The 19,216-nt window shown below is 70.9% G+C and carries 19 protein-coding genes and 1 pseudogene; 8 read left to right on the plus strand and 12 right to left on the minus strand.

The window, feature by feature from the left end; translation table 11 throughout:
* Positions 1-240: 240 nt before the first annotated feature.
* Positions 241-735, minus strand: a complete 495-nt coding sequence (locus ACZ9QC_RS35750; RefSeq protein ID WP_472916858.1) for a nuclear transport factor 2 family protein — start codon at positions 733-735, stop codon at positions 241-243.
* 476 nt (positions 736-1,211) lie between these two features.
* Between ACZ9QC_RS35750 and ACZ9QC_RS35755 the strand changes: the two genes are divergently transcribed.
* Entirely contained in the window at positions 1,212-2,798 is a 1,587-nt protein-coding gene (locus tag ACZ9QC_RS35755) for a M48 family metallopeptidase (RefSeq protein WP_472916859.1), read from the plus strand.
* Here the strand turns inward: ACZ9QC_RS35755 and ACZ9QC_RS35760 are convergent, their stop codons facing one another.
* The 4 genes from ACZ9QC_RS35760 to ACZ9QC_RS35775 all read right to left on the minus strand — a co-directional run bounded on the left by ACZ9QC_RS35760 (position 2,799) and on the right by ACZ9QC_RS35775 (position 5,621).
* Positions 2,799-2,954 (minus strand): hypothetical protein, encoded by a 156-nt coding sequence (locus ACZ9QC_RS35760; protein WP_472916860.1) that lies wholly within the window; start codon positions 2,952-2,954, stop codon positions 2,799-2,801. It lies immediately after the preceding gene.
* A gap of 180 nt (positions 2,955-3,134) precedes the next feature.
* Complete coding sequence (locus tag ACZ9QC_RS35765) at positions 3,135-3,728, minus strand: DUF4291 domain-containing protein (protein WP_472916861.1); 594 nt, start codon at positions 3,726-3,728, stop codon at positions 3,135-3,137.
* Positions 3,729-3,889: 161 nt separating this feature from the next.
* Positions 3,890-5,056: a hypothetical protein gene (locus ACZ9QC_RS35770; RefSeq protein WP_472916862.1), complete on the minus strand. Its 1,167-nt coding sequence runs from the start codon at positions 5,054-5,056 to the stop codon at positions 3,890-3,892.
* Between the two features lie 169 nt (positions 5,057-5,225).
* Positions 5,226-5,621 (minus strand): hypothetical protein, encoded by a 396-nt coding sequence (locus ACZ9QC_RS35775; protein WP_472916863.1) that lies wholly within the window; start codon positions 5,619-5,621, stop codon positions 5,226-5,228.
* Positions 5,622-5,763: 142 nt separating this feature from the next.
* Between ACZ9QC_RS35775 and ACZ9QC_RS35780 the strand changes: the two are divergent.
* A pseudogene (locus tag ACZ9QC_RS35780) lies at positions 5,764-6,090 on the plus strand (DUF4291 family protein); the annotation flags it as partial.
* 12 nt (positions 6,091-6,102) lie between these two features.
* On the opposite strand, the gene ACZ9QC_RS35785 reads toward ACZ9QC_RS35780, so the two are convergent.
* Together ACZ9QC_RS35785 and ACZ9QC_RS35790 are read right to left on the minus strand one after the other, a co-directional pair.
* Positions 6,103-7,383: a serine hydrolase domain-containing protein gene (locus ACZ9QC_RS35785; RefSeq protein WP_472916864.1), complete on the minus strand. Its 1,281-nt coding sequence runs from the start codon at positions 7,381-7,383 to the stop codon at positions 6,103-6,105.
* Positions 7,384-7,699: 316 nt separating this feature from the next.
* On the minus strand, positions 7,700-8,668 hold the full coding sequence (locus tag ACZ9QC_RS35790; RefSeq protein ID WP_472916865.1) for an expansin EXLX1 family cellulose-binding protein: 969 nt from the start codon (positions 8,666-8,668) through the stop codon (positions 7,700-7,702).
* A gap of 195 nt (positions 8,669-8,863) precedes the next feature.
* Between ACZ9QC_RS35790 and ACZ9QC_RS35795 the strand changes: the two genes are divergently transcribed.
* Positions 8,864-9,604 (plus strand): SDR family NAD(P)-dependent oxidoreductase, encoded by a 741-nt coding sequence (locus ACZ9QC_RS35795; protein ID WP_472916866.1) that lies wholly within the window; start codon positions 8,864-8,866, stop codon positions 9,602-9,604.
* Positions 9,605-9,683: 79 nt separating this feature from the next.
* On the opposite strand, the gene ACZ9QC_RS35800 is transcribed toward ACZ9QC_RS35795, so the two are convergent.
* The 3 genes from ACZ9QC_RS35800 to ACZ9QC_RS35810 all read right to left on the minus strand — a co-directional run bounded on the left by ACZ9QC_RS35800 (position 9,684) and on the right by ACZ9QC_RS35810 (position 11,444).
* Positions 9,684-10,277, minus strand: coding sequence for a chloramphenicol phosphotransferase CPT family protein (locus ACZ9QC_RS35800; RefSeq protein ID WP_472916867.1), 594 nt, complete (start codon positions 10,275-10,277; stop codon positions 9,684-9,686).
* On the minus strand, positions 10,274-10,453 hold the full coding sequence (locus ACZ9QC_RS35805; RefSeq protein WP_472916868.1) for a hypothetical protein: 180 nt from the start codon (positions 10,451-10,453) through the stop codon (positions 10,274-10,276). The genes ACZ9QC_RS35800 and ACZ9QC_RS35805 overlap by 4 nt, the downstream gene beginning before the upstream one ends.
* A 115-nt stretch (positions 10,454-10,568) precedes the next feature.
* Positions 10,569-11,444: an undecaprenyl-diphosphate phosphatase gene (locus ACZ9QC_RS35810; protein WP_472916869.1), complete on the minus strand. Its 876-nt coding sequence runs from the start codon at positions 11,442-11,444 to the stop codon at positions 10,569-10,571.
* Positions 11,445-11,801: 357 nt separating this feature from the next.
* Here ACZ9QC_RS35810 and ACZ9QC_RS35815 point away from each other — a divergent pair, with 357 nt between their 5' ends.
* Genes ACZ9QC_RS35815 through ACZ9QC_RS35825 form a run of 3 tightly spaced genes read left to right on the plus strand, consistent with a single transcriptional unit; the run spans position 11,802 to position 14,718 of the window.
* The gene (locus ACZ9QC_RS35815; RefSeq protein ID WP_472916870.1) at positions 11,802-13,079 is read left to right on the plus strand and encodes a Gfo/Idh/MocA family protein; all 1,278 of its coding nucleotides are present in this window, start codon (positions 11,802-11,804) and stop codon (positions 13,077-13,079) included.
* Positions 13,076-14,011 (plus strand): DUF6807 domain-containing protein, encoded by a 936-nt coding sequence (locus ACZ9QC_RS35820; protein ID WP_472916871.1) that lies wholly within the window; start codon positions 13,076-13,078, stop codon positions 14,009-14,011. The genes ACZ9QC_RS35815 and ACZ9QC_RS35820 overlap by 4 nt, the downstream gene beginning before the upstream one ends.
* Positions 14,005-14,718, plus strand: a complete 714-nt coding sequence (locus ACZ9QC_RS35825) for a cupin domain-containing protein (protein ID WP_472916872.1) — start codon at positions 14,005-14,007, stop codon at positions 14,716-14,718. The genes ACZ9QC_RS35820 and ACZ9QC_RS35825 overlap by 7 nt, the downstream gene beginning before the upstream one ends.
* Positions 14,719-14,826: 108 nt before the next feature.
* Here ACZ9QC_RS35825 and ACZ9QC_RS35830 read toward each other — a convergent pair whose 3' ends face one another.
* Complete coding sequence (locus ACZ9QC_RS35830) at positions 14,827-15,294, minus strand: winged helix-turn-helix transcriptional regulator (protein WP_472916873.1); 468 nt, start codon at positions 15,292-15,294, stop codon at positions 14,827-14,829.
* A 112-nt stretch (positions 15,295-15,406) separates the two neighbouring features.
* Here ACZ9QC_RS35830 and ACZ9QC_RS35835 point away from each other — a divergent pair, with 112 nt between their 5' ends.
* Positions 15,407-16,576, plus strand: a complete 1,170-nt coding sequence (locus ACZ9QC_RS35835) for a thiolase family protein (protein ID WP_472916874.1) — start codon at positions 15,407-15,409, stop codon at positions 16,574-16,576.
* Between the two features lie 97 nt (positions 16,577-16,673).
* On the opposite strand, the gene ACZ9QC_RS35840 is transcribed toward ACZ9QC_RS35835, so the two are convergent.
* Positions 16,674-17,456, minus strand: a complete 783-nt coding sequence (locus ACZ9QC_RS35840; protein WP_472916875.1) for a TVP38/TMEM64 family protein — start codon at positions 17,454-17,456, stop codon at positions 16,674-16,676.
* A gap of 512 nt (positions 17,457-17,968) precedes the next feature.
* Here ACZ9QC_RS35840 and tuf point away from each other — a divergent pair.
* The gene (gene tuf, locus ACZ9QC_RS35845) at positions 17,969-19,138 is read left to right on the plus strand and encodes an elongation factor Tu (protein ID WP_472916876.1); all 1,170 of its coding nucleotides are present in this window, start codon (positions 17,969-17,971) and stop codon (positions 19,136-19,138) included.
* Positions 19,139-19,216 lie beyond the last annotated feature (78 nt).

Genomic DNA, 19,216 nt, shown 5'->3' on the forward strand with positions numbered 1-19,216 from the left:
GGAGACGATCTCCGACAGAGGGCCTGGGCGGGGTGGGGGTGGTGCGCGGGGCGGGGTACGGGTGTGGTGGCAGCCGGCGGGGGGATGGCAGCCGCTGGCGTGGCGGAGGGGCGGAGGGGCGGAGGCGCGGAGGCGCGGGGGCGTATGGCGTGGCGGTGGCGCGGTGGCGCGGTGGCTTGGCAGAGGCGCGAGGGCGAGTGGTCCGGTCAGGCGGGTGGTCCGGTCACGCGGGTGGTCCGGTCAGGCCGGTGAGGGGTGCTGTGCGGGGGTGAGGCCCTCGGGGGCGCGGCGCCATTTCTCCTGGACCACGACTTCACGCAGGCGCCAGCCGTCCGGCGTGCGGACCAGGGCGAAGGCGTAGCGGCCGCCGCAGACGAAGTCGGGGGCGGTGGATCCCCCGTCGTGGCCGGCGAAGCGCATCGGGTTGATGTAGTCCGCCTGGACCCGGGCGGTGTCGCCGGTGTCCTGCTCCAGGAGTTCGAACCGCACCCGTCTGTTGACGATGAGGTGCTGGCGCATGGGGAAGAGCTCCATGCTCCGCGCCAGCCACCCGGCGACCTGCCTGGCGTCGCCCTCGATGCCGCCGGCCGAGCGGTAGTCCGCGCGGCCGCGCGGTGCGAACAGGTCCCGGTACGCCGCCCAGTCGCCGTCGTCCACCGCCACCGCGTACTCGGTGATCAGGCCGTCGACGGCGAGCCGGTCCATCACGGTCGCGAGCTCCACACGCTGCGTCATCGGCTCAGTCTTGGGGCAGGACCCGCGCCACGCCAAGGGGTGTGCGGTCGGATGGGGGATATTTCCGGGCCGGCGAAAGCCGTCGCACCGGCGACCGGCCGCGCTTTCGCCGCGCTGCGGCGTGCCTCGGCCGAGGTTCGGCCGTGCGTCGGCTGCTCTTCGGCGGTCGTTCGGCCGGGCCTCGGCCGGGGATATCCAGTGGCTCGACGGCGTCGCCGTGACCGACCCTGGTGTCCGCGGCGGCCCGGCCGCACGGCACGGTCGTTTCCCGGCCGCGTGGAAGCGGGACCGGATGATCTGGATCATCAAGGCACGTTCACAGACCGCATCGCGTCGCTGTAGCGCACATCCGTCCCGGCCGATGTGGCGATCGGACAACCGGGATCGGCGGACACCTGCCAGAAGCCTGTCGGTAGTATCCGCGAGCGCATCTGGCCCGTTCGGGCTGGTGAACCATGTGGGTGGGGGATTTCTCGATGACGTTTCGACTGCGTGCCGTCAGCGCGTTCGCGCTGCTGCTCGGCTTCTTCCTCGTGGGCGTGGTTCTGCTGTCGGCCATGGCGGTGCTCGACTGGCTGGTGATGACACGGGTGGTCACCGCGGAGGCGGCCTGGGTCGGGGGCACGGTCCTGACCGTCACCGTCCTGCTGGCGGCGGCGATTCTCCGTGGCTTCGTCGTCTTTCTACGGGCCGGGCGCCTGGGGCCGGTCCCGGACGGCGTGGCGGTCACTCCTCGGGACCAGCCCGAACTCTGGGAGCAGGTGCGGGCCGCTGCCGAAGTGACCGGACAGCGGCCGCCGGATGAGCTTTACCTGGTCGCCGAGGTCAACGCAGGGGTAGCCGAACAGAGCCGACTGCTGGGACTGCTGCACGGACGACGCCGTATGCTCCTGGGCCTGCCGCTGCTCGCCGGGCTGACCGTCCCGCAGCTGCGCGCCGTCCTCGCCCATGAGTTCGGGCACTACGCCAACCTTGACACCCGGCTCGGGAGTGTCACGATGCGCGGTCGGGCAGCCCTGTTGCACACGGCGGAGGCTTTTCAGGACGGCAGTACCCAGCTGCACCAGGCGATCGGTTTCTTGTACGTCGGCTACGCCAGGATGTTTCTGCGGACCACACAGTCCGTGGCTCGCCACCAGGAAGTCGCCGCAGACCAGATGGCGGCCCGGTACGCGGGCCGTGACACGACGGCCGCCACACTGCGCACCCTTCCGGTACTCGACGGCGCGTACACCCACTACCTGGAGACATACGCCGCGATGGGCAGCTCGTTGGGCGCGCTGCCGCCCGTCGGCGAGGTGTACGGCGGTTTCTGCCGGTTGCTCACCGCCCGAACCGGGGAGCAGCTCGCTGCGCTTTCCGCCGGGCAGCGGCCGCCGCGGCCGCACCCGTACGACTCGCACCCTCCGACAGCCGAACGGATCGCCCTGATCGAGAAGCTGCCCGCCGACGACCGGCCGGATCAGTTGCCCGATGAGACGGCCGGGCTGTCCCTGTTGCGCGACTCGGACCAGCTGTTCGCCGCGCTGGAGTCGCGGGCACTGTCGCAGGAGTCTGCAGGGCTGCGGCGCATGAGTTGGGACGACCTCGCGATGGCCCGCGCAGTCGCCGACGCCGAGAGCTGGTCCCGGCCGCTGCAGGTCGCCCTGGCCAGGGCGCTGCGCTCCGCGGAACAAGACGCAGGCGGCACGGTGACCGACGACCTTTTGCCCGGTTTGGAGGAAACACTCAACGCGTTCGACCGCGGCCTGCTGTGGATGGAGGTCGCCGACCGGTTGCCCAAGCCGCATCAGGCGGCACGACTGACCGGGCCGTCCGCACGCAACTTCATTCGGCCCAGGATCTTCGACGGTCTCGCGGGCCTGATCCACCTGCGCCTCGCCGAATCCGGCCACGCCGAACCGGACATCGCCTGGTCAGGTCAGCCCGGCCTGGTCCTCCCGGAGTCGTGGGAGAAGGGCATGGACAACGCCATCGACGCGGCCGTCGCCGACACACCGGACACCGCTCCGCTGCGCGCCCTGCTCGCCGACCTCTCGGATTCCGAAACAGTCGTGGGCTGATCAACACATACGCTGCGTGCCATTCGACGTTCTGTGACGGGTGTCCGGATGTCGTTCGACCGAGGCCATTGTTCCCTGGTGGTGGCTGCCGTTGGCGCTGTGTTTGCAGCCGCTGAGTGCCGTCAGATCGTCAGTCTGCTGGTTCTCGCTGGTCACGAAGCAAAGGCTACGACGGACGCTCAAGATGTGACATCGGGCCTCGTGCGCGTCAGGGATGCGTGGCGCCGGCACTAAGGGTTTTTGAGCACGGCTTGACTTGGTCATCAAGCCGTGTTCACAGACCTGTGCCGCCATGTGGCCCGTGGGTGCTCGTGACGGCTGTGCCCGGAGTGCCGGTCAGGGACGCAGGTGGGCCAGGAGTTCTGCACTGGCGGGGTACTCCTGTTCCTGGGGGAGCAGTCGGGCAGCTGAGTCCAGTTCGCTGCCCCTGACGAGTGCGTGGATCTCGTGGGCGAGCGGGGTGACGTCGCTGATGGACACGATCCACTCGTCCGCGTAACGCGACGATGCCTCACCGGAGAGCCCCAGTTGCAGCGAGCGGTACGGCAGGGGACGCAGGTGCAGGTCGCGTTCGGGATCCCACTGGACGCGGGACGGTGCGTGCTTGAGGTCACGCTGCCAGGTGTCGCGATCGGGGTGCAGTCCGCGGACGTAATGCGACAGGCAGGCATGGCGCAGCGCCCAGTCGAAGCCGTCGCGAGTGATCTCGACGGCGAGGACGGTCTCCTGACCGTCCTTCATGCCCCAGCCGGAGCGGTACATCATCCACATGAAACTGGGCTTGATCCACGTCATGCGGTCAGGCTTCCACGCGGCCGGAAAGCGGCGGTCTCGGACGGCAGGCAGTCCTATCTCTGGGGAGTACGCCTGGTAGACGGTGATCGTGGAGGCCGTGTGGAGCGCACGGATTCTGCGGAGCGGTTCTTCCATGGCGCACAGCGTGGACTCGGTCGGCTCAGGTGGCCACCGATTTTCTGTCCTGGGTGGCAGTGCCCAGACGACCGGCGTCCGCAGGGTCGATTTCTTCAACGATGGCGGTAGCCGCCCTGCGTCCATGTCTTGTGGCGGGGCGACGACGGGACGAAGTGAGGTCACCCGTCGAACTGGTTCCACTCGATCGCCGCATCGGCCAACGGGGCGAGGGCGCTGCGGTGGGTGGCGCCGGCCCAGACGCTGAAGCTGTCGCCACCTGCTGGGCCCGAGACGTGCAAGATGAGCCCCGGGGCCACATGGAACCGAGTGGGGTACCAGGGGCAGAAGGGACGCAGGGGCACGGGGTGCAGTCCTGCGGTGAGCCGCTGGACCTGTTGCGCGGTTGGTTCGTGGGGGAGTGCCAGGTAGTCGGCTCCCATGGCGGCTTCGAAGAGGGCGAACTGGAGGAGGAAGCCGCTGAGCGGCTCCTGTTCGGCGGTGGGAGGTTCGTCGTACCCCCGGAACCAGACGGTCGGATCGGCCGCGTCACCATCTGACGTCTGCGGCACTGCCCAGACGAACCCTCCCTGGTTCTCTTCGCCGAAGACGATCAGCCCGTCCTGGTCGGTCCGGAGCCTGGCCATGGGATGGATTCGGTTCTGCACTCCGAGGGCATCAGGACGACGCTGCGACAGGTCGTAGAAGTGCCTCAGTCCTTCCGGCAGGTCGAGCGCGGGAGCCTGTACCGATGGTGGTTCGGGGTCCTCGGACCTCGGGGGATACCAGCCGGTCAAGAACTGTTCGAGTGCGGTGCCTCTGTCGCCGCTCACGTTGCTCAGCCACTCCAGGCCCGGGAGATCCGACGGAGGAAGGACAGGACGGACCCGGTCCAGGTCGAACCTGCTCAGTGGGGTGTCCAGCCGAAAAACGCAGTCGGTGAGAATGTGTTCGTCATGGCCCGGACGCAGTTCCGTTCCGGCTTGGGCCACAGTGCCGGTGCCGAGATACACGAGGCTTTGCGGTAGCCGGGCCAGCAGATGGACCGGCAACCTCGCGTCGATCGTGCCCCATTCCCCTGGCCGATCCACAAGTCTTTCCCTGACTGGCGTCGGAGCCGGGCCGAGCAAACGGACCTCCTCGGCGTTCCAGACGCTGCTTCTGTGGAGTGCGTCTCCCGCCTCCACGATGATCACCGTTCCGGCGTCACCGATGACGGCGGTGGCGCTGCCGAAGGTGAAGCTGTCTCTGGTCGCCGCGTCACCGGAGAGCGCAACCGCCTGCATGTCGTCCAGGAGTGACATGAGAGGTAGCGCGGAATTGTGATCAACCATGCGCACATCCTCCATGAAGGGCTCGCCGAGCGATCGCGGAGCATTCGCCAAGCTGAGAGCAGAGTGTGGTGGACGAACCGGGCTCGCCAGCCTGCTCGTCAGATGTCGCACACTGCGCGCTAGCCTCTCGAACCGTGTCCGACCTACCCGACTTTCATGACGCGGCCATCGACGCGATAGTGAGTCACGCCGGCCGCTCGACGCTTCCCTTCCAGCGAGCGCATCGGGAGGAACACCACGCCACGGCCTTCTGGTTCAACGAGCTCGTGGACATGGCATCGCCGCCAGGGAGGAGGACATCGCCCACCTCGGTGAGGCTCCGATCGCGGCCTATGTGCTGGGTCACATCACCGAAGACGGTGACCGGGAACAGGCTGTCGTGGTCGGGCAGGTCGTGCGCACCGGCGACGGCACCATCCAATGGGTCGGAGATCTGCCGCACGGGTGCGTGGGTGCATCGGTATTCATCGGCGCTCGTCTCGGTGGCAACAGTTTCAAGCTGGTCTGCGTCGGCGTGGCGCTGCCCTCCGAAGGTCAACACGCGATTGCCCCCTTTGATCGCATCCGCGCCGCTCTGCACTTGCTCCCCTCGAACATCTCTCCAGCCTTTGAGGGGACCGCAGCTCGTCCTCAGGCGTCCGAGCCGAAGCGGCGCTGGTGGCAGCGACGCGGCTGATGCTGCCCGATGTCCTCAGCGGTATGACGACGGATGCCGGCTCGAACACGAGAGCCGGGCCGCCTGGCAGCGGGAGGTCCGGCGGTCGCCCGCCCGTGTTCAGTGGGACCCCGAGCGCGACCTGCGGCTCGCCCCGCTGCCCTACCGCTCGTTGCAGCTGGGCCTGTCGGGCGAGGCGGCGGCGCGGTACGCCGACGAGTGGATCGTCGGCATCGACGACGTGACGCCGCTCGCCAGGCAGAACCACGGCCTCGGCCGGGCACGTGAACTGGACGCGGCCCCTGCCTTGCTGCCGGAGGATTCGCCGTATCCGGTCGCGGACGACGTGCCGGCCCATCTGCGGCGCCGAGTGCCGGACCGCGCGCCCGGATGAGGTAGGGCGTGTTTAGCCGCGGCGGGGGCCGAGCAGCGCGCAGACCGCGTTCTCCTCGATCGCGCGGAGCCGCTCCACGAGGTCGGGGTCGATCGTCCTGTTCACCTGGGTGGTGAGCGAGAAGGTGAGGGACCTGCGGCCGTCGGGGGTCGCGGCGATCAGCTGGGTGTACCCGGGGAAGTTCCCGGTGTGGCCCAGGACCACCCCGCAGCGTGTGTCGTAGCGGAAGATGGCCAGTCCCGCCCTGTTGCGGCCCGGACCGGCCGGTTCGGACGCCCCCCGGATCCAGCTCCGCTGTTCGTGCAGGATCTCTCTCGACGTCAGCTCCCCGGCGGCGTAGCCCCGGATGAACCGCGTCATGTCCCGCGGGGTGGAGACGATCCCGCCCGAGGCCCACACACCGGACGCGCTGAGCGCCTCGCTGACGTCCTCCGGCGGCGCGGGCGGCTCGACGGCGTACCCGTGCATGTACGGCTCCGGCATCTCGTACCCCAGGGGGAGGCTGGTGTCGGTGAGCCCGAGGGGTCGGTAGACGATCCGGCGCAGGAGGTCCTCGTAGGGCTTGCCGGTCGCGGCCTCCGCCATCAGGGCGACGGCGATGTTGTCGGAGTTGGAGTACTGGTACCGGGAGCCCGCCGGGAACCGCAGTCCTTGGTCCGCCACGAAGTCCAGGAGTCGGCGGGGGTCGAAGGTGCGGCGGGGGTCGGCGAGGAGCAGGTCCAGGAACTCCTGGTCCTCGCTGTAGTCCGGCAGTCCGCTGGTGTGGTTGAGCAACTGCCGCAGGGTGACCGGCCACCAGGCTCTCGGAAGTCGGGGCAAGGTTTCGCCGATGGTGCTGTCGAGGTTCAGCTCGCCCTGCTGCACGAGGCGGAGCGCCACCGCGCCGCTGAACGCCTTCGCCGTGCTGGCGATGCGCATGTGGTCGGTGATCTCGATCGGACGGCCGGTCTCCAGGTCGGCGACACCGGCCCGCAGGACGCGTGGACTGCCGTCCCGTTGCAGTACGACGATCACCCCGGGCGGACCTCCGGGGGTGGCGACCAGCTCTTCGAGCTGCCGTTGGAGGGCTCGCTCGCCCCGGCCGTCGGCACCGCCGTCGGCGGCGGCGCCCGCGGTCGGGGCGAGGAGCAGCCCGCCGAGGCAGGAGGCGCCGAGCAGGGCGACGAGGGAGGGGCGCCGCAGATGGGGCCGGACGCGGAGACGCGGACCGGGGCGAAGGCCAGGGCGGAGACGGAAGCGGCCGGCACGCGCACCGGCATCGGGGTGCGGGCGGGGAGCGGGCGTGAGTGGCATGAGGGTCCCGGGAAGATCGGCGGGCAGGGGCACCCTCAGCATCGGCCGGGACCGCGACGACGCGCGCGCGAGCTTGCGCTATCCGGCGGATCGGCGGCGCGCGAGCCGTGTCGGTGAGCCGCCCCCCCGGTGGGCTCCCGTGGGCTCCCGTGGGCCCCGTGACCCCCGTGGGCCCCCGTGCCCCCTGATCCGCCCTCCCGTGATCCGCCCTCCCGTGATCCGCGCTCCGCGACCGGTCTCTGCGACCGCTCTCTGCGATCCGCCCGCTTGATCCGCCCGCTGTGACCGTTCCCCGTGAGGTCAGGGACGGCTGCCGTCAGCGTGCCGCGAACTGCACGCTCGCCCGCTGCACGACGTCCGGTCGCACCGCGAGGCCCTCGACGGTCAACCGCTCCCCGTAGATGTCGGTGATCCGGAGCGCGCCGCCGCACCCGCGGCCCTGCTCGGAGAGGAAGTAGTTGTACGAGGTACGCGGCAGCGGGGTCCAGGTGCCGCCGACGCGGACCTCCAGCCGGGCCACCGGGTTGCGGTGCCCGATCACCTGGATGCCGCACCAGTACTGGCTGGAGCCGGTCTTGTAGCGGATCGAGAGCGGGCCGGAGGTGGCAGGGCTCACCAGACTCCAGGTGATCGGGATCTCGCCGCGCGAGGGTTCGGCGAGCTTGGCGAAGGCCTCGGCGCTGAGGTCGAGTTGGCCGGGCCTGCACGGTGACGGGCACTCGTTGGTGATCCGGACCGTGATGGCGGCGCCGCCCGCGCGGACGCGCACGTACGCCCCGCAGGCCTTGGACACCTCGTAGTCGGTGGTGTTCATCGCCGCCGTCATGACGTCGTCGCTCGCGCCGAACAAGCAGGCGCCGTCGCCGTTGGAGTCGTAGAAGGTGGCGACCCCCTTGTACTCGACGCCGGGGCGGATCCGTCCGGCCAGCTGTCCCGAGGCGGAGCCGGACCGGCCGGAGGCGGCGGTCGTCGGCCGGGTGGGCTCGCTGGTCGGGGTCGCCGACGGGGTGGTCTTCGAGGCCGACGGGGACGGGGACTTGGACGCGGTGGGCGACGGCTTCTTCCGTTCCGGGGTGCCGGAGGGCGGGACGGACGTCCGGGTGGTGTCCGTGACGGGGGTGGCCTTGGTCTTGCCGGCGGCCTCGGTTCCGGTGTCGCGGTCGGGGCCGTAGGCGATCACGAGCGACGCCGCGAGCCCGACGGCCGCCACGGCGGCGACGGCGGCGGATATGACGGTGGTGCGGCGCCGGGGTCGGCGGGCGGAGCGGTGGGAACGGGCTGCCACGTTCAAGTCCTTCGGTTCCGTCCCTGGTTCGGGAGAAGAGTTCGGGAGAAAGGGTGATGCGTTCGGGGCTCGCGTGAAAAGGAGCTTGCCACTCATCTGTTGCCGCCGGGGCCGGAAAGGTTGCCCTCGATGCGAGGCGGGGGCGAAGCTGCGATCGTAGGATGATCGATCGTTTGGTGTGTCGGGGAGGTTGGGATGTCACGTCCGGTCACGGTGGTCACGGGTGGGAGCCGGGGGATCGGTGCCGCGACCTGCCTACGCCTCGCCGCGGACGGGCACGACGTGGTGGTGGGCTATGTGAACGACGGTGCGGCGGCCGAGTGGATCGCGACGGGGGTGCGGGCCAACGGGGCGCGCTGTGTCACGGTGAAGGCGGACACCTCGGTGGAGGCCGATGTGGACCGGCTGTTCGAAACGGCGGCGGATCGGCTCGGACCGGTGACCGGCCTGGTCAACAACGCCGGGGTGACGGGGCCGTTCGGGAGGCTGGCGGACACGGACACGGAGGTGCTGCGGCGGGTGGTGGAGGTCAACCTCCTCGGTGTGCTGCTGTGTTCGCGTCGGGCGGCGAAGGTGATGGCCGCCTGGGGGAGCGGTGCCATCGTCAACGTGTCCTCGGCCGCGGCCACGCTGGGCAGTCCCGGTGAGTACGTCCACTACGCGGCGACCAAGGCGGCGGTCGACACGCTGACCATGGGGCTGGCGAAGGAGCTCGGGCCGGACGGCATCCGGGTCAACGCGGTCGCGCCCGGGGTGATCGACACGGAGATCCATGCGCGGATGGGCGACCCCGAGCGTCCCGACCGGATCGCCGCGTCCGTGCCGCTGCGCCGCCCCGGCCGCGCCGACGAGATCGCCTCGGCCATCGCCTGGCTCCTGTCGGCGGAGGCTTCGTACACGACGGGGGCGGTGCTGCGGGTGTCCGGGGGCCGGTGAGGTGTGTGGGGGCGCTGTCGTCGGCCGGGTGCGGGTTGTCCGTGGTTGCTCACGGGGTTCCCCGCGTCCCTGAGGGCGCTCAGCGGGCCGGTGAGTGAACGCCGTCCCTGTCGGCGATCAGTCTCTGGAACGCGGTCGGCATGGGTCGGTCGGCCAGGAACTCCCTGATGAGGGCGGCGCATTGGAGCGGGTCCGACCGGCTCGTGTCGCACTCGACGTCGTAGACGCCGTGGGCGTGCACCTGCTCCGACTGCCGTGCCGCGAGCCCCGGCGGCCGGTCACCTCGCTCCCGCTCGCGTCGCTGGAGCTCGTCCGGGTCACAGTGCACACCGACGAAGACGACGTCCTCAGGCACGAACAGGTCGAGGCAGTCCCGCAGCCGCCATTCCGCGCTCAGGACGTGGTCCATGACGACGTTGTTGCCCGCGGCGGCCATGCCGGCGACCGCGCGGTGGTAGCCCCGCCAGGTGCGGTGCAGGACTGTGGTGAGCTGGTCGGGCGGCATCTCCTGGCGGGTCCGCATCGCGTGGAACGCGTCGACCGGCATGTGGAAGTACGGCTCGTCGAGGATGCGGAGCAGCTCCGTCGCGATGGTCGACTTGCCCGAACTGGACGTACCGTTCAGGAAGATGATCGATCCGTTGGGCGTGCCGTCCTGAGGAGTTCCGGTCACGCGGCCTCGATCACGTCTCCCCGGATCGCCGCCGCCCATTCCACGACCAGCAGTTCGTACTCCGCCCGCTCCTGCGCCGACAGCGACGCGCCCGCGTGGCGCCACAGGGCTCTGATCCGGTCGTTCAGGTCGTCGGCGGACCGCACGGAACCACGGGCGGGGGAATCGGGGGACATGCGGACAAGAGTAGGCGCCCGGACTGACAGTGCGCTACTGGGCGGCTACGGACGCCGTATGTGCTTGGTCACTGAAGGGAGTTGGGGAGGCGCGGGCCGTCCGAGGCGGGCCCGGTCAGTGGCCCGACTCGCCCGCGTGCGGGCTCAGTACGCCCATGGAGACCAGGACGACGATGACGATGCCGAGGGCGATGCGGTACCAGACGAACGGCATGAAGCTCTTGGTGGAGATGAACTTCATGAACCAGGCGATGACCGCGTAGCCGACGAAGAACGCGATGACCGTGGCGAAGATCGTCGGGCCCCAGGAGACATGGCCGCCCTCCATCGCGTCCTTGAGCTCGTAGCCGCCCGAGGCGATCACGGCCGGGATGGCGAGGAGGAAGGAGTAGCGGGCCGCGGCCTCGCGCTTGTAGCCCATGAGGAGGCCGCCGCTGATGGTGGCGCCGGAGCGGGAGACGCCGGGGATCAGGGCCATGGCCTGGCAGAGGCCGAAGATCAGGCCGTCCTTGACACTGAGGTGTTCGAGGGTCTTGCGCTCCTTCGCCGCGCGGTGCTTGCCCCCGGTCTCGTCGCGTGCGGCGAGCCGGTCGGCGACGCCCAGGACGATGCCCATCACGATCAGCATCGTCGCCGTGAGGCGCAGATCGCGGAACGGGCCCTCGATCTGGTCCTTGAGGGTCACCCCGAGGACACCGATCGGGATGGAGCCCACGATCACCAGCCAGCCCATCTGGGCGTCGTGGTCACTCCGCATCTCCTTGTTGAACAGGGAGCGGGACCACGCCGAGATGATGTTGACGATGTCCTTGCGGAAGTAGATGAGCACCGCGGCCTCGGTGCCGATCTGGGTGATCGCGGTGAAGGCCGCTCCCGGGTCCTCCCAGCCGGAGAAGGCTGCCGTCAGGCGCAGGTGCGCGCTGGAGGAGATGGGGAGGAATTCGGTCAGCCCCTGGACGAGTCCGAGGATGAGGGATTCAAACCAAGACATGAAGTTACGTGGTCCAAGCGCTGATCGTGGAGGGCCGACGGAAGACGTGCCGCGCCGCGGGGCGGGTGATCACAGGTGCTGGGGGCAGCCTAGCGCCCCTTGGTGACGGGGCTGCCACAGGGGTTTGGCAGGGCAGGGCAGGGCCGGGACGGAGGGTGTGCGGGGGACGGGTGGAGCGCGGGCGTTCCGAGGCGTGGAACGGCCGGATCCGTGGTGTTGACCAGTCACTATGTCCGCACATACTTTGCTGACGAGGGAAAGCGCTTGCCGTGTGAGGGTCGCCGTTCCGCCGGAACCCCCGCCACCAGGCGCCCGCCGCCGTCCGCTGTCACGTTCGATGGAGTGCTGATCACGTCCATGCCCACACCCAGCAACGACCCGAGCCCGACTCCGGACCAGCGACCCGACCGTCCCCCGGCCCCGCTGTCCGGCCGCCGCGTCCGGGCCGCGATCGTCGGCATCGGCGCCATCGGCGGCGGCTCCCATCTGCCCGCGCTGGAGCGCCTCGCCGAGGAGGGCGAGACCGAGGTCGTCGCCGCCGTCGACATCGATGCCGAGGCCGTGGCCAAGTTCTGCGCGGAGCACGGCATCCCGCACGGCTACACCGATCTGGACCGCATGCTGGCGGAGCAGCGGCCCGACCTGGTCAGCATCTGCACCCCGCCGACCCTGCACCGCGACCAGACGATCGCCGCGCTGCGGGCCGGCGCCTGGGTGTGGTGCGAGAAGCCGCCGGTACCGACGCTCGCCGACTTCGACGCGGTCGAGGCCGAGGAGGGCGCGGAGACCGGGGGGCCGTACGCCTCGATCGTCTTCCAGCACCGCTTCGGTTCCGGCGCGCGGCACGTCCGCGAGCTGCTCGCCGAGGGGAGCCTCGGACGTCCGCTGGTCGCGCACTGCCAGACCACCTGGTACCGCGACACCGCCTACTACGCCGTCCCCTGGCGCGGCCGCTGGGCCACCGAGGGCGGCGGGCCCGCCATGGGCCACGGTATTCACCAGATGGACCTGCTGCTCGACCTGCTCGGCCCGTGGAGCGAGGTCCGGGCCATGGCTGGCCGGCTGGTCCACGACGTGGAGACCGAGGACGTCTCCACGGCCCTCGTCCGCTTCGAGAGCGGCGCCCTGGCCACCGTCGTCAACAGCGTCCTCAGCCCCGACGAGGTCAGCCGCATCCGCATCGACTGCGAGCGCGCCACCGTCGAGCTGACCCATCTGTACGGCCACTCCAACGCCGACTGGTCCGTCACCCCCGCCCCCGGCACCCCTGAGGCGGACGCGGCGGCCTGGCGGGACTTCGGCGCGGACGTGCCCAGCTCGCACCTCGCCCAGCTGCGCGAACTCGTGGCGAGCATGCGCGCGGGCGAACGGCCGCGCAGCAGTGGCGCCGACGGACGGACGAGCCTGGAGCTGATCGCGGCTCTGTACAAGTCGGCGTTCACGGACGCGACCGTACGGCGTGGCGAGATCGGACCGGGGGACCCGTACTACACGGCCATGCACGGAGGTGCCCCCGGCTGGGCACCCGGAACCGTCCAGGTGCCCGCCGACGCGAGCCCCGCCGGTACACGCCCCGTCCGTACGAGCCCCGCCGGCACCGGCGCCGCCGGCACGAGTGAGGAGATCACCGCATGACCTTCCACGACGGGCTGCGCGTGGTCCACGCACACGGCGACCGGATCACGGTCACCGAACCGACCACGGGCGTCGAGCTGTTGAGCTACGTCTACCGGCCGGAGGCGGACTGGGAGGCCCCGAAACCGTATCTGCACCCGATCCGGACGCTGGCCGGGGACGTCGTCACCGACTTCCGGCCCAACGACCACCGTTGGCACAAGGGTCTGCAGCTGACGGCCTCGCACCTGTCGGGCCAGAACCTGTGGGGCGGCAACTCCTACGTCCACGGCGAGGGTTATCTGCCGATCCCGGAGCGGGTCGGCTCGATGGCGCACGTCGGCTTCGACGTCGTCGAGTCGGACGGCGAGCGGGTCGTGATCGCCGAGCGGCTGACCTGGCACCCGTACACCGGGGAGCTGTGGGCCGACGAGGAGCGCCGGATCGAGATCCACGACGTGGACACCGAGTCCGGATCGTGGGCGCTGACCTGGACGAGCGCGATCACCAACCGCCGGGACGAGCCGCTGCTGTTCGGCAGTCCGACCACCGCGGGGCGCGAGATGGCCGGCTACACCGGTCTGTTCTGGCGCGGCCCGCGTGCCTTCCGCGACGGGCGGATCATCGGGCCCGACGCCGAGGGACCCGGACTGATGGGCGAGCAGGCGCCCTGGCTGGCGTACTCGGGCGAGCACGACGGCACCGACGGCCACGCCACGCTCGTCTTCGCGCACGCCCCCGAGAACGACCACACCGGAGCCGAGGGCGCCCATCCTGCGCACTGGTTCGTCCGCAACGAGCCGTTCGCCGCCGTCGCGCCCTCCTGGGCGTTCTTCGAGGAGCTGGAACTGGCTCCCGGCGAGACGCTCACCCGCCGTTACCGTGTCGTCGTGGCGGACGGTTCCTGGGAGCGGGAGGAGATCGCCAAGTACCTGGAGGCGCACCCGTGGTGAGCGGCTACGAGGGACTGCCGGGCGGGGTCGCCGTGTCGCACCTGTCCGTGTACGACTGGCCCGCGACGGACGGGGTCTGCGGTGGGACCCCCCATATGCACCTGACCTGCTCGGAGGCGTACGTCGTCACCGGCGGGCGTGGCGCCGTGCAGACGCTGACGACCTCGGGGTACGAGGTCACGCCGCTGGCGCCGGGGACGGTCGCCTGGTTCACGCCGGGCACCATCCACCGGCTGGTCAACGAGGACGAACTGCGCATCACCGTCCTCATGCAGAACAACGGGCTACCGGAGGCGGGCGACGCGGTCCTCACGCTGCCCCCGCAGTACCTGACCGATCCGGAGACGTACGCCGCGGCCACCCGTATCCCGCCGAACGCGCCGGAGGAGGAACGGGAGCGGGTCACGCGGGCCCGGCGCGACCTGGCCCTGGAGGGCTACCGGACGCTGCGCGAAGCGTCCGGGCCCGAGCCGCTCGCCGCGTTCCACCGGGCCGCCGCCGCGCTCGTGCGGCCCCGGCTCGCGCAGTGGCGGGCGAGGTGGGAGCGGGGGGCGCGGGTCGCTGCCGCGGCGACCGGGGAGCAGCTGGGCCGACTGGAGCGGGGGGACGTGTCGCATCTGGCCGAGGCCGGGGTGTGGGCCCAAGAGCCCGCGGTTCTTGGGAAGTTCGGGATGTGTGGGCGGTTGGACGTCTATACGGGGGACTGAGGGGCGCCTCGGAGCCCGGGGGGACCTGTTGTGCGGCGGCTGCGGGTATTTCGTGGCTTGTCGCGCGGTTCCCCGCGCCCCTTCGGGGCGCTCGTGCGAGCCGGTGGATCAGAGTGCCGGGCCCTTTACCGTCCAGCCCGGGGTCTGGGGGTGGGCCCTGAGGTCCTCGTGGTGGACCTCTGTGCCGCAGGCCGTGCAGGTGACCGCCGGGACCAGGGTCTTGCCGCAGGCGTGCTCGACCACCATGGGGCGGTCGTCGTCCGTGCGGAGGTGGCGGTCGCCCCATGCCATGAGGGTCATCAGGACCGGCTCCAGTTCGAGTCCCGCCTGGGTGGGCCGGTACTCGAAGCGCTGAGGGCGCTCGTTGTAGACGTGCTTGGCCAGGACACCCGCGTCCACCAGGCGCCTCAACCGGGTCGCCAGCACGTCGCGCGGTGCCCCGATGTTGCGGACCAGCTGGTCGAAGCGGCCGTTGCCGAGGCAGACCTCACGCAGGACCAGCAGGGAGTACTTCTCGCCGACGATCGCGAGGGTGTCGGCGATGGAACAGGGGCGCGGATCTCCGGAGGCTGGCATGCGCCCAGTCTAGGGGAGGGTTTGTTTTTCCAACTTCGAGGACTATGGTGAGTTTGGAATTCCTACTCGCTGGTAGTTCCCCTGGTCCCTGACAGTCGTGGAGGCCCGACCCATGCGTGACGCCGTGATCGTCGAAGCCGTACGCACGCCCCTGGGCAGGGGGAAGCCGAACGGCGCCCTCGCCCATGTCCACCCCGTCGAACTCCTCGCCCACACCCTGCGCGCCCTCGTCGACCGTTCCGGCGTCGATCCGGCGCTGATCGACGACGTCATCGGCGGCACCGTCGACCAGGTGGGCGAGCAGGCCATGAACACCACCCGCTACGCCGTCCTCGCGGCCGGCTTCCCGGAGACGGTCCCCGCGACCACGGTCGACCGGCAGTGCGGCTCCTCCCAGCAGGCCGTGCACTTCGCCGCCCAGGGCGTCATGTCGGGGGCGTACGACCTGGTCGTCGCCTGCGGGGTGGAGTCGATGAGCCGGGTGCCGATGTGGTCCAACGTGCCGCCCGGCGCGGACCCGTTCGGACCGGGGGTCGCCGCGCGCTACCCGGAGGGGCTCGTACCCCAGGGCATCAGTGCCGAGCTGATCGCCGCGAAGTGGTCGATCGGGCGGGAGCGGATGGACGAGTTCGCGGTGTCGTCCCACCTCCGGGCCGCGGCAGCCTGGGAGGGCGGCCTCTTCGACGCCGAGGTCGCGCCGCTGGACGGGGTGACCCGCGACGAGTGCGTACGGCCCGGCAGCACACCCGAGATCCTGGCCGGACTCAGGCCCGCCTACCACGACCCCGCCTTCGCCGAGCGGTTCCCGCAGATCGAGTGGAACATCACCGCGGGGAACGCCAGCCCCGTCAACGACGGGGCGTCGGCCGTCCTCGTCACGTCCGGTGAGACGGCGGCGCGGCTGGGGCTGCGCCCCCTCGCCCGGCTGCACTCCTTCGCCGTCACCGGCTCGGATCCGCTGCTGATGCTCACGGGGGTCGTCCCCGCCACCGAGAAGGTGCTGCGCCGCGCGGGGCTGGGCCTCGACGACATCGATCTCTTCGAGGTCAACGAGGCGTTCGCCAGTGTGGTGCTCGCCTGGCAGCAGGAGACGGGCGCAGACCTGGACAAGGTCAACGTCCACGGCGGTGCCATCGCGCTGGGCCATCCGCTGGGGGCGAGCGGCACCCGGCTGACGACGACGCTGGTGCACGCGATGCGGGAGCGCGGCGCCCGCTATGCGTTGCAGACCATGTGCGAGGCGGGTGGGCTCGCCAACGCGATGGTGCTGGAGGCGGTTTGAGGTGGCGGCGGTTTGAGGCGGGGGTCGATCGGGTCGGGGGTCGGGCGCGGGTGGGTGGGGGCTGGTCCCGCAGTTCCCCGCGCCCCTGGAGGGGCCCTCAGCGGGCCCGTAGGTGGTGGCGTTTGCGCCAGGCCACCGTCGCGCCGATCAGGGCCGGGATCGCGATGCAGGCCATGGCGATCAGGAACGCCGGAGAGGTCGGGGACGAGGCACGGGCGCCGGCCACCGCGTAGGCGGCGGTGTTCGGGATCGAGCCGAGCGCGGTGGCCAGGAGGAAGGGCAGATAGCCCATGCGGGAGACCGAGGCGCAGTAGTTGGCCGCCCAGAAGGGCACTCCGGGGAAGAGACGGGCCGCGAGCATCGAACGGAAGCCGTGCCGGCTGAGCTGGCCGTCCGCCGACTTCAGCCAGCGGTGGCGCAGCAGCGGACGCAGAGCGTCCTGCCCGAGGACCCGCCCCAGGCCGAAGGCGAGGCCGGCCCCCAGGACCGTGCCCGCGAGCGCCGACGCCAGACCGAGCTGGGAGCCGAAGAGGGCACCCGCCGCGATGTTGAGGATCGGCCGGGGCACGAAGGCGACCGTGCACAGCCCGTACGCCACCGCGAACGCCACGGCCGCGGCCGCACCGCTCAACTGGGGTGGCCAGCCGTCGGCCAGCAGCCGCTGCGGCTCGAACAGCAGCACCGTGGACACGGCGGACAGGAGCAGCGCGACGAGCAGCGAGAACCGCGCCCACGGCGAGAACAGCACTCTGCCCCAGCGGGCGGCACGGCCCGGGGGCACGGCCGGGACCGTGACAGGTGCGGCGACGGCGAGCTCCGTGGCGGCGGTCCGGGGAAGGACCGTGGCGGTGCCCCCAGAGCGGGTGGTGGCATCGAGCATTCGACGACGGTAACCGACCCGTGTCCGTGTATGCCGTACGGAACGTCTCACGGGCGTCACAGCGAGCGGAACAACAGGCTCGTCAGGCACGGTGCGCCCCGGCATGAGCGAGGCATCGCACACCGTGCCGCCTGCGCCTTCCGGAGCACGGACCCCGCCCGCGCACCGTTCATCCCGTGCGTCGTCCTGTGAAGCATCTCTCTTCCGCTCCCTCCCGGAACTCCCGCGTACCGAAAACCATTCGACGCGGGCCGACTCGTCGGCGATGATCGATGTCATGTTCCGGCACGCCTTCGCTCTCGACGCATCCGCGACAGTCGCGGATGCCCCGAAGGCTGCCCTTCTGATCGTCGTGGCCGCCGCGGACGGCGCCCGAAGCTGACCCTTCCCGGACATTCCGGCGGACCCCGCAGGGGGAGGGTCGGCAAGTCCTCGGGGTCCCCGTCCCGGCCGCCGCTGCGTGCCGCCGGGGCCATCACTCAGTACCGCTGAAGAGGCTTCGAGGTACCGCCATGTCCAAGACTGCTTACGTCCGTACGAAACCGCATCTCAACATCGGCACGATGGGTCACGTCGACCACGGCAAGACCACCCTGACCGCCGCCATCACCAAGGTCCTCGCCGAGCGCGGGGCCGGTACGTTCGTCCCGTTCGACCGTATCGACCGCGCCCCGGAGGAGGCGGCGCGCGGCATCACCATCAACATCGCGCACGTCGAGTACGAGACCGACACCCGGCACTACGCGCACGTCGACATGCCCGGCCACGCCGACTACGTCAAGAACATGGTCACCGGCGCCGCGCAGCTCGACGGGGCGATCCTCGTCGTCTCCGCGCTCGACGGGATCATGCCGCAGACCGCCGAGCACGTGCTGCTCGCCCGGCAGGTGGGCGTCGACCACGTCGTCGTCGCCCTCAACAAGGCCGACGCCGGGGACGAGGAGCTCACCGACCTTGTCGAGCTGGAGGTCCGCGAGCTGCTCACCGCGCACGGGTACGGCGGTGACTCGGTACCCGTCGTCCGGGTCTCCGGGCTTCGGGCGCTCGAAGGGGACCCACGGTGGACGGCGTCGATCGACGCGCTGCTGGACGCCGTGGACACCTATGTCCCGATGCCGGAGCGGTACCTGGACGCGCCGTTCCTGCTGTCCGTGGAGAACGTGCTGACGATCACTGGGCGGGGGACCGTCGTCACCGGCGCCGTCGAGCGGGGCACCATCCGGGTGGGCGACCGCGTCGAGGTGCTCGGCGCGGGGATCGAGACCGTCGTCACCGGCGTCGAGACCTTCGGCAAGCCCATGGAGGAGGCGCAGGCCGGGGACAACGTGGCACTGCTGCTGCGCGGGGTGGGGCGCGACGCCGTCCGACGTGGGCACGTGGTCGCCGCGCCCGGCAGCGTCGAGCCCCGGCGGCACTTCACCGCCCAGGTGTACGTGCTCTCGGCGCGGGAGGGGGGTCGCACGACCCCGGTGTCCAGCGGGTACCGGCCCCAGTTCTACATCCGCACGGCCGACGTGGTGGGGGACATCGACCTCGGCGAGGTCGCCGTCGCCAGGCCGGGGGAGCGGGTCACGATGAGTGTGGAGCTGGGCCGGGAGGTTCCGTTGGAGCCGGGGCTCGGGTTCGCCATCCGTGAGGGCGGCCGGACTGTGGGGGCGGGGACCGTGACGACCGTTCGGTAGACGGCTCGCCGCGGGCGGGGGACCGCGGGCCGGCGCACGGCCGGTCGCGCGGTTCCCCGCGCCCCCGCGGGCCGCTCC

The organism is Streptomyces sp. HUAS MS02 (assembly GCF_055702265.1).